A 9,602-nucleotide genomic window follows, 5' to 3' on the forward strand; every position below is an offset into this window, starting at 1 on the left:
AAGTCAGCGTATTATTTGACAACCATGGATGATCCCTACGACCTCGAACGTTTCCTTGATGCACAAGAACCCGTCTACGACGAGGTGCTTGCGGAATTGCGCGCCGGGCGCAAACGCAGCCACTGGATGTGGTTCATCTTTCCGCAGATCCAGGGCCTCGGGCACAGTGCAACCGCGCAGCAGTATGCAATCACCTCCCTCGATGAAGCCGAAGCCTATCTGGCCCATCCGATTCTCGGCACGCGGCTGCGCGAATGCAGCCGCCTTGTCGCGTCCATCACCGACAAGTCGGTGGAAGAGATTTTCGGTTATCCGGACGACATGAAATTCCGCTCATCCATGACGCTGTTTGCGCAGGCGTCGCCGGGCGAGGTATTCGATGAATGCCTGCGTCTCCATTTCGGCGGTCAGCCCGATGCGCTGACCCTTTCCCGCCTCTGAGCCCCAGGAGACAAGCCATGATCACAAGAATCTGGCGCGGCTGGACCACCCATGAAAACGCCCCCGTGTACGAGCAGCTCCTGCGCACGGAGATTTTCCCCGGTATCGCGGCGCGCGACGTCGCCGGTTACCAGGGCATCTCGCTCTGCCGGCGCGAACTTGGCAATGAGGTGGAATTCATGACGATCATGTGGTTCGACTCGATCGAGTCGGTCAAGGCATTCGCCGGCGAGGCCTATGAAGTCGCGGTGGTGCCGCCGAAAGCGCGCGCGGTGCTATCGCGCTTCGATGAGCGCTCCGCCCATTACGAGACGATCGTCCAGCCTCCGCGGCGCTGACTACCCCCGCCGCTATCCTCATCCGGCGCTGCTGGCCCCCTGGCTGGCGATCAGTGTCGCGCCGCACGCCGTCATGTCCCCCTGACGCGCCACCGGGCTGCCATCCACGATACAGCTGGCATCGCCCGACACGATCGGGTTGGCGCCATGTCCCTTGATCGGGCAGGTCGTCATGTCGCCCACACGGGCGGGCGGAATGCCTTCCACCGTGCTCGACGGCGCGGCCGAAACGACCACGCCGCCATGGCTGGTGCGGTCTCCGAGACGGATGATGGGCTTGGACATGGGGCGCTCCGGGATGAGAAACATCGCAAAAGAAGTTGTCAATTTGATATTATAGCGATGTTGTCTGAATTTAAACATTTCCCGGAGGTCATCCATGCGCGCAGCGAACCGCCAGGCGGTCGTCACTTCATCGGTCTGGAACCGCTTGCAGGATGACAACCCGCGCGACGATGCAGACGACGGCAGCGCCAGCAGCCTCGACCTGCGCCGCTTCAAGCAAGCCGTCGCGTGCGACCTCGATGCCTTGCTCAATGCGCGCTGCGTCGATCCCGATGAGGACATCGAGCGCTATCCGCACGCGCGCCATTCGATGATCAATTTCGGCATCATCGACCTGTCCAGCCTGAGCCTGCTCGATCCGGACGACCGCGCCCTGCTGCGCGACAAGATCCGCCTGACCATCGAGCGCCACGAGCCGCGCCTGTCCCGCGTGCGGGTCACGCTGGACGTACCCGACAACATGCAGCGCATGCTCCGCTTCCGCGTCGATGCCGTGCTGAAAGTGCATCCCAACAAACCCCCGGTCAGCTTCGACGCGATGCTGCAGCTCTCCTCGAATGCCTACCAGGTGGAGGGCAACTGAATGCTGGAAGACCTGCTGCCCTATTACGAGCGGGAGCTCGGCTACCTGCGCGAGTTGTCCGGCGAGTTCGCGCGCCGCTATCCCAAGATCGCGCGTCGCCTTTTGCTGGAGGGCGACCAGTGCGAGGATCCGCATGTGGAGCGCATCATCGAGGCCTTCGCCTTCCTCACCGCGCGCATCCACCGCAAGCTCGATGACGAATTCCCCGAGATCACAGAAGCGTTCATGCAGGTCCTGTACCCGCATTACACCCGGCCTTTCCCTTCCTGCACCATCCTGCAATTCGAGGTGGATCCAGGCACGCCCGAGATCGGCACCCGCTATACGGTGCCGCGCCACCACCCGGCAATCTCGCCACCGGTGGGCGGCATGCCTTGCCGGTTCCGCACCTGCTATGACGTCGACCTCTATCCGTTGACGCTGGCATCTGCCTCGATCCGCATGGCCTCGGCGTCCGATTACCTGCGGCGCATCGCTCCGGATGCGGCCGCCGCGATCACCCTGGAGTTCGAGACGCAAGGCGCACTGCCGCTGGCACAGCTCAAGCTCGACAGATTGCGCTTCTTCCTCGACGGCGAACCGGCGCTGATGCACGTGCTCTATGAGCTGCTGCTCACGCGCGCCATGCGCGTGCGGGTGGACGACGGCAGCGACAACCCCGGCCGTACTACAACCCTGCCTGCCGGCGCACTGTCGGCGGTCGGCTTTGAGCCTGAGGAAAGCCTGCTCGACACGGATGAGCGCACCTTTGCGGGTTTCCGGCTGCTCTCCGAATACTTTGCGTTTCCCGACAAATTCCTGTTCGTCGACCTGGCCGGCCTCGACGCCCCGGCGGTGCAGCATGCGGGAACCAGGCTGCGTGTACAGATCCTGCTGTCCTCCTTCCCCGACAGCGAGCGCCACAACCGGCTGTCGCAAACACTGGCGCCGCACAACTTCAGGATGGGTTGCACGCCGGCGATCAACCTGTTCCAGCACGCCGCCGAGCCTGTCCGCCTGACCCACCACCAGGCGACCTATCCCGTGCTGGCCGACGGCCGCCGTCCGCTTGCCTACGAAGTGATCGCTATCGATTCCGTCACCAGCGTCGAAAAGAACGGAACACAGTCGGCGTTCCATGACATTCCCCCGTTTTACTCCATCCTCCACCATGCGCGCGACGAACAGCAGCGCGCATTCTGGTACGCCACACGTGAAGCGTCGGTACGTGAATTCGACAAGGGAACCGACGTCGAACTCGCCTTCGTCGACCTCGACTTCGCGCCACAGCGCCCGGATGCGGAGGTCCTCTCGATCAACCTCACCTGCTGCAATCGCGATCTGCCGGCGCAACTTCCCTTTGGCGGCAGCGCCAGCGGCGCGCACACCGATTTTTCGCTGCCCCAGGTGTCCGTCGTCAAGCGGGCCCGCCCGCTGCGCAAGCCGACTCCGACACTGCGGCCGCCCGGAAAGCGCGGCCTGCAGTGGCGGCTGGTCTCGCACCTGTCGCTCAACCACCTGTCGATCGTCGAGCAGGGCAAGGAGGCGCTGCAGGAAATGCTCGCGCTGTACAACCATACGGCCTCGCAGAGCCCATCCCGCCAGATCCAGGGCATCACCGCCATCCGCAGCCAGCCGGCCGTAACCCGCGTAACCGGCCGGCACTTCAGCGGTTTTGTTCGTGGCATGGACGTTACGCTGACGATCGACGAGCAAGCCTTCGTCGGCGCCGGCGCCGTGCTCTTTGGCAGCGTCATGGAACGCTTCCTGGCCCTCTATTGCGGGCCGAACAGTTTTACCCGCCTCAGCCTGCGCGGCGCGCAGCAAGAACAGGAGATCGCGCGATGGCCAGCACGGACCGGCGAAGCGCTCGTGATCTGAGTGCCGAGATCGGCACGGAGGCGCCGCGTTTCCGCTTTTTCCAGGCAGTCCGGTTGCTCACACTCGCCGCGGGAGAGCGCACCGTCCCGAAGGGCCTGCGATTCGGATCACCGCTGTCGCTTGCCTTCCCCGCGAGCGAGATCACCGGCGCACAAGTCGTTTCGGGCGACAACGCGAAAGGGCCGGCGACCACGCACCTGTCCGTCGGCTTCATGGGCATGACAGGTCCATCGGCCGCGTTGCCCGTCGCCTATACCGAAACCCTCATAGAACGCCGCAACTTCCACCGCGACACCGCTGCACACGCTTTCCTCGACATGTTCACGCACCGGTCGGTCAGCCTGTTCTACCAGGCGTGGCGCAAGTACCGATTCCATATTCCCTATGAAGCAGGCGAGCGGGAAGGATTCACGCGCAATACGCTGGACCTCGTGGGCGCCGGCCTGAAGTCGATGCGGGGAGAACCAGCATCGGAAGCCTCGTTTCCGCCCATGCTGCTCAGTCACTTCGCCGGACTGCTCTCCCAGAAGCCGGTTTCCGCGACCAGTCTCGCCGCAGTGCTTCGCGCCTATTTCCGTGTGCCGGTGTCGATCGAACAGTTTGTCGGCCAGTGGATCCGGTTGTCAGGTCCCGAGCAAACGTCCCTCGGCGGTGGCAATTGCACGCTGGGCGAAACGAGCGTCGCCGGCGAGCGCATGTGGGACAGGCAAAACAAGATGTGTGTGAGGATAGGGCCGCTCGACCGTGTGCACTTTGCCGACTTCCTGCCCGGACGTCCCGGCGCGCTCGCATTGCGCAGGATCGTCGAGTTTTGCGTCGGGCAGACTCTGGCTTGCGACGTTTCCCTGATCCTCGAACAGTCATGCGTTCCGCCACCTGTCCTCGGCGGAGGGGAGGGCGGCGGGTTGCGCCTCGGGTACAACAGCTGGCTGCATGCCGAGGCGCCGAGCAATGACCTGGACAACGCCTGCTTTTCGATATTGGAATAGGGACGCGATGATTCTGAACCTGCTCGTACTGGCGCTATCCGCCGCCGTGTGGATCTCCGCAGTGTGGCTGCTGCTCCTGCCTCGTCTCGCCGTATGGCCCGACGTCGCCCTCGTCGCGCTCCATGCAATACCGCCTGCTTGCATTACCGTGGCGTGGATATTCCAGCGACGCCGCATCCAAGGTAGGCATGCCGATGAAGCACAGGCGCGCGAGGAAAAGGCGCAGGCGGAACGCGCGGCCGCGCACGAAGCGGGGCGCAAGGCCTACGACGAAGAAATTCGGCACAGGCGTTTTGCCTGCGATTGCCGGATGATTGTTTTTTCGCGCGTCAGTCTTGCGGCACCGCTTCCCTTGCCCGATCCCGGCCTGCCGAATGTTGACATCAGGCCCGTCGAACTCGAAACGGCGACCTCGCCGGAAGGGTCCCTCATCGAACGGCTCGCGCCGGCGCTCGGGCAAGCGCTGTCCTCGATGTATTCCACCTGCCGCGCAAGCCTCGCGTTCCCGGTATACGTCGTGCCGCCTGCCGATGTCCCGGGGGAGGAAGTGCTGTCCTGCGTGCGCGCCCTGCAGGCGTCATGTGCCGCCGAGCTGGCGCCGGAGATGGGCCGGGTTGCGGCGGTGGCGCCCATCCTCTTCCTCCCTTCCGGCGAAAGCGTTCCTGATCGCATCCTTTCCCTCTTCGAATCCGCTCCTGAACTGCCCGGGGCAATCCTCCTCGCCTTCGACTCTCCCCACGCCCGCATTGCTTCCGCTGACGGCTTCATCGACGAACCTGACGCCGCCGCCATTGCGCATGAACGCCTTGCCGGCAAGGCGGGTGAAGCCGTTGTCGCGCTGCTGGTGACCAATGCATCCTTGCCGTCCATGCTCGCCGCCGTTGCCTCCGCGCCGGAAGCCAATGAAGCCGACAGCATGACGCCATACTGGGAACGAGGAATCCATGCCGGCGGCGGACTCGAAATCCTCTCGCATGCTTCGCCCGAACTGCGCGAAGAGCTTGCTGCCCTGCCTGTACTCGGCCGCGTGCACCGTGCAACGGTCCGTCAATCTTCTGACCGCTCCGGCGTGCTCGCGCTGACCCGCCTCGTGCAGGATGCTCTCGAACAAGCGCAGATCGATGCCGGCCTGATTGACCCACCGTTCGCCTTCAACGACGCCCCCGACGACGAGGCGGCTCGGATGTCGTCGCGAGGCGAGACATGCAGTGCCATCGTGCACAACGCTGGCAGTGTCGATATGGCGGGAGGGAGCCTCGCCGCCCTGGGCAGCGCGCTGTATTACTTCAATATCGACCTCAGCCCCGTGGATGAGGATGCCGTCCTCAATATGGTTACCCGCGTCGGCGATGCCGGACGCGCCGCAGGTATGGCGCAGCTCGCATTCGCCCTAGTGTACGCGGCGCAAAACGCTGCTCCTGCCCTGTGCTCGGAGTTCATGCATGACAACGGCGTCGCCGTCTCATTCGTCATGCCTGCGACGGCGGCCGATACCTGACACGCAACTCAACCCGAAACGGAGCATACGATGGACCAGGCCTTGTTCAACCAGCTGGTCGCCCCCATTCCCGGCGACCACCCCGGCGGCGAAGACATGACGTTTTCCCCCCAATTCGACGTCATACGCGAAGCGCGGCGCCAGGACGATGCAAGTCTCTCCCAGGGAGAGTGGGAAACAGTGCTCAAGTCGTCCGAATGGCCGAAGGTTCGGCTGGAATGCGAGACGCTCCTGTCGGGCAAGAGCAAGGACTTGCAGGTCGCATGCTGGTACACCGAGGCACTCTGCCACCTCTCCGGTTTCGCGGGGCTCGCATTCGGCGTCCAGGTGCTGGAAATCATGCTCACCGATTTCTGGGAGTTTCTCTACCCCGACCTGCTGGAAGATGGCCTGGACGAACGCGCCGGCAAGATCGAATGGCTGAACCGCCAACTGCCGTCGGCAATCAGGGCCATCCCATTGACGGAAAAGACCGTCGGCAGCTATTCCTGGTTATTGTGGGACCAGTCGCGCAGCGTCGACAACCTGGGACTGAAGGATCCGGCCGCGCGGGACGCCGCCGTGGCGGATGGCAAGCTCACAGGCGATGCTTTCGACAAGGCAGCGACACAATCCGGTCTGTCATTCTATAAAACGCTGCACGAGCATATACAGGATGCGTCCACGCGGCTGGCATCGCTCGAGCGTCACGTCGACGCACGTTTCGGTAATGATTCGCCAGGGCTTAAAGAGTTGCGCCAGGCGGTTTCCGATTGCGACGAAGTCGTCACAAGAATCATTGCCCGGCTGGGCGGCGCGGTACCGGTTGAAAACGGGGGGAGGGTTGTGGCGGAAACTACGGGTAGCGGCGAACGTCCTGCTGGCGCCGCGCCTGGCGCGGTACCAGTCGGGATGATTCAGTCGCGCACCGACGCGGTCAACGCCTTGCGCCATGTGTCGCACTACTTCAGGCACAACGAGCCGCACAGCCCGGTTGCGCTGCTGGCGGAGCGCGCGGCCAAATGGGCAGAAATGCCCCTTGAGCGCTGGCTCGCCGCCGTCATCAAGGATGATTCGACGCTGACGCAGCTGCGCGAGCTGCTCGATATCCGACCCGAGGGATGAGCCGAACCCGCTCCGATGCTACATGGTGACCGGCATCTTGCCGGTACCCGGTGACGCAGCCTGAACCGGTGCCGCGGGCGCTGGACGTGCCTGCCTGTCCCTGAGTTCATTCGCTGCATTGCCGAGCAGCGTGAAGTACAGCAGGAAGACAGCCACACCGACGACCGCCAGCAGCGAAAAGAACAGCCACAGCGGCAGTTCATGGCGAACGTATTGCTGGAAGCGCTGCGGCAGCTTCCAGTTTGGTGCGAATTCAGCCTTGCCTCCGCGCACCTGGGTGATTTCCTGCGTCACGCGGCCGATCAGGTAATTCAGCTTCTCTTTCCCCTCCAGCAGGTATTTGCCCTGGAATCCGAGCAGCAGGCATGTGTGGAAGACCTCAAGTGCCTCGATATTGGCAGCCGGATCGGACCGCAGGATTTCAAGTTTGTCGAAGAAGCGGTCACCCGCCAGGTGCTCCCCGAACATACGCAGCTGCAGCGGGGCGCGCTCCCATTCTTCTCGCAGGCTGAAATCCGAAGAAAGGACAATTTCATCCATCAACGCGCAGATCGCATACTTCGCGTCAGCCACTGCCTGCGCCGGCTTGCCCAGGTTGCGTGCATTCTTTTCGAACTGGGACAGGAACTGGTCGATGCGCTTGTTGAATTCGCTGACCGAGTTCGGCGCATTGCCGTTTTGGAGGAGGAACAACAGGTAGATGCCGTCTTCCAGCAGGTCTTTCAGGCTGAGCGTGAAGCCGGCATGCGCGGCGGGAGATGCGGTTGTCGATGGAGCGATGGCAATGGAATTCATAGGCCTGGAATGGTTGCAGTTATCGGAATACCGCAATGAGTTCGAGCTTCAGCTCAAGCAGTGTCTGCGGCACGTAGATGCAGATGCTGCGCGCCTTGAGCATGCGTTCGAAGATCTGCCCCTGGGGCTCGACAGCAAAGTAATGGTTGCCGACGCGCACCGGCATGGATGCGGGTGTTTGCAGCGCATGCACAAGACGTGCGCCGGGCAGTGCCGAATTCAGGATCTTTTCCACGTCGTCCGGGGAACCCATCTTCAGCTTGGTCGGCACCACATCAAGCAACTGGGCTGCCGGGAGTCCGGACGAAACGGACAGGTAAAAATCGACCTTGTCGACCAGTCGTTCGCTGTCCAGTCGCCCTACGAAGAACGACGGTTTGGTATTGACGAGCGGAATGACGGCGTAGCGATTCGAGACCACTGTCTCAAGCAGTTCCCGCAGCATCGCGTCGATCTTTTCGAAGACACGAGGCAGTTCGAGGTGGTCATAGGGGGGGATATCCGTCAGGGAAAGCGTCGATGAAAAAGTCATCAGTTCACCGCAAAGCTGTGCCAATGCAGTGTACAGCGCTTCCGGATGGGCGCCGGCCAGCGCCATGTGACTGAGCAGGGGGAAGGCCCGGTTGACGGTATGCAGCAACCAGAAGGAAGAAATGTCCGAGGTGCCGTATTCGACAATGCTCTTCACCCGTTCTCGGTGTGCGGCGGAGAGCGCCTGGCTCTTGACGAGGAGGATGTCGAGCAGGCGCCGGAGCAGGATACCGAGTGCCGGGGAACCATGCACCGTGAGCAGCGGCGGAATGAAGGAAGGATCCGATGTCCATGCGCCCGTCGGACTCTTGCGTATACGCGCGATGGCAATGCAGTGGTAGCCGTCCCTGTTCTCGGGTTCGAGGAGAATCCGCACGTTGGCATGCAGGGCGGTGATTTCGGTTTCGAGTGCATTGGTAAAGAGATCGGGAACGGTGACCAATGCATTCGTAAAGCGCGCAGGGCGCGTTTCGATGCCGCCGTCCGAAGTATTGCCGCCAAAGGGGTTCAGAACGGGCAGGCAGGCGAAGATGACGGCCTCGGTGCCTAGCTGGGGAATGTCCGCAAGATTGCGCGCCTGCGGCAAGGGCAGGAATTCCGGTGCCCGGACATGTGTCCCGTCCTGGTAGACAGCATCGAGCCGATCCACGCGCAGCAGGCCGGAGCCGAGCGCATCCTCGTCCACCAGCGCGGCACGGATTCCCCATGGGTGGGCATGGACAGCGCGCAGCGTATCCGCAATTCTTTGTTCAATAAAGAGTTCCTGCTGCTGGAAGTGCTGCGGTCGGAGGAACATCCCTTCGCCCCACAGGATTCGATTTACGCGCCGCATGGATGGTCAGGTTTGAGGATTGGTTGAACAGGAGTGCATGCCATGGCGGCGCCGGTTTCCCGGCCTCGTGCGCGGGCGATGCGTCATGGTTTTTTCGTCAAGAGGGATTCGGCAGACTGCCGGGCCGCGTCAAGAGCGCCACTTCGTCTTGTTTGTGGTGCGGGTGCCGAGGGGCGCTGCACGGCTGTGGCGGATGCAGGGCGGACTTCATTGCCGGGGCAGGACAATGGCGGTGTCACCGGCTGCCCGGGGATGGCGCTCGCCTTGGGCGCGACCAGCGACAGGAAACAATCCTGGACACGGAAGCTGATTCCCTTGCTGCGCACCTGCTCGGCATCGACGAGCA

General features: G+C 62.8%; 11 protein-coding genes. 7 read left to right on the plus strand and 4 right to left on the minus strand.

Translation table 11 applies throughout. From position 1 onward, the window contains the following. Positions 1–24 precede the first annotated feature (24 nt). Together AYR66_RS01200 and AYR66_RS01205 are read left to right on the plus strand one after the other, a co-directional pair. Positions 25–441: a DUF1810 domain-containing protein gene (locus AYR66_RS01200; protein ID WP_088705987.1), complete on the plus strand. Its 417-nt coding sequence runs from the start codon at positions 25–27 to the stop codon at positions 439–441. 17 nt (positions 442–458) lie between these two features. Next, on the plus strand, positions 459–779 hold the full coding sequence (locus AYR66_RS01205) for an antibiotic biosynthesis monooxygenase (protein ID WP_088705988.1): 321 nt from the start codon (positions 459–461) through the stop codon (positions 777–779). Positions 780–797: 18 nt separating this feature from the next. Here the strand turns inward: AYR66_RS01205 and AYR66_RS01210 are convergent, their stop codons facing one another. Then, positions 798–1,064, minus strand: a complete 267-nt coding sequence (locus AYR66_RS01210) for a PAAR domain-containing protein (protein WP_088705989.1) — start codon at positions 1,062–1,064, stop codon at positions 798–800. 94 nt (positions 1,065–1,158) lie between these two features. Here AYR66_RS01210 and tssE point away from each other — a divergent pair, with 94 nt between their 5' ends. The 5 genes from tssE to tssA are packed head-to-tail and all read left to right on the plus strand — an operon-like array spanning position 1,159 to position 7,098. Continuing rightward, positions 1,159–1,647 (plus strand): type VI secretion system baseplate subunit TssE, encoded by a 489-nt coding sequence (gene tssE, locus AYR66_RS01215; RefSeq protein WP_088705990.1) that lies wholly within the window; start codon positions 1,159–1,161, stop codon positions 1,645–1,647. Then, entirely contained in the window at positions 1,648–3,507 is a 1,860-nt protein-coding gene (tssF, locus tag AYR66_RS01220) for a type VI secretion system baseplate subunit TssF (RefSeq protein WP_088705991.1), read from the plus strand. Next, complete coding sequence (tssG, locus tag AYR66_RS01225) at positions 3,471–4,496, plus strand: type VI secretion system baseplate subunit TssG (RefSeq protein ID WP_088709542.1); 1,026 nt, start codon at positions 3,471–3,473, stop codon at positions 4,494–4,496. The genes tssF and tssG overlap by 37 nt, the downstream gene beginning before the upstream one ends. Before the next feature lie 7 nt (positions 4,497–4,503). Further along, positions 4,504–5,994 carry a hypothetical protein gene (locus tag AYR66_RS01230; protein ID WP_088705992.1) on the plus strand — a complete coding sequence of 497 codons (1,491 nt, stop codon included), beginning with the start codon at positions 4,504–4,506 and terminating at the stop codon, positions 5,992–5,994. A gap of 30 nt (positions 5,995–6,024) precedes the next feature. Then, positions 6,025–7,098: a type VI secretion system protein TssA gene (tssA, locus tag AYR66_RS01235; protein WP_088705993.1), complete on the plus strand. Its 1,074-nt coding sequence runs from the start codon at positions 6,025–6,027 to the stop codon at positions 7,096–7,098. An 18-nt stretch (positions 7,099–7,116) separates the two neighbouring features. On the opposite strand, the gene icmH is transcribed toward tssA, so the two are convergent. The 3 genes from icmH to AYR66_RS29215 all read right to left on the minus strand — a co-directional run. Then, positions 7,117–7,893, minus strand: coding sequence for a type IVB secretion system protein IcmH/DotU (gene icmH / locus AYR66_RS01240; protein ID WP_088705994.1), 777 nt, complete (start codon positions 7,891–7,893; stop codon positions 7,117–7,119). A gap of 19 nt (positions 7,894–7,912) precedes the next feature. After that, positions 7,913–9,256, minus strand: coding sequence for a type VI secretion system baseplate subunit TssK (gene tssK / locus AYR66_RS01245; RefSeq protein ID WP_088705995.1), 1,344 nt, complete (start codon positions 9,254–9,256; stop codon positions 7,913–7,915). Positions 9,257–9,339: 83 nt separating this feature from the next. Then, a partial coding sequence (locus tag AYR66_RS29215; RefSeq protein ID WP_206047013.1) for a hypothetical protein occupies positions 9,340–9,602 on the minus strand: 263 nt, incomplete at its 5' end.

Source organism: Noviherbaspirillum denitrificans, assembly GCF_002211445.1.
Taxonomy (GTDB): domain Bacteria; phylum Pseudomonadota; class Gammaproteobacteria; order Burkholderiales; family Burkholderiaceae_D; genus Noviherbaspirillum; species Noviherbaspirillum denitrificans.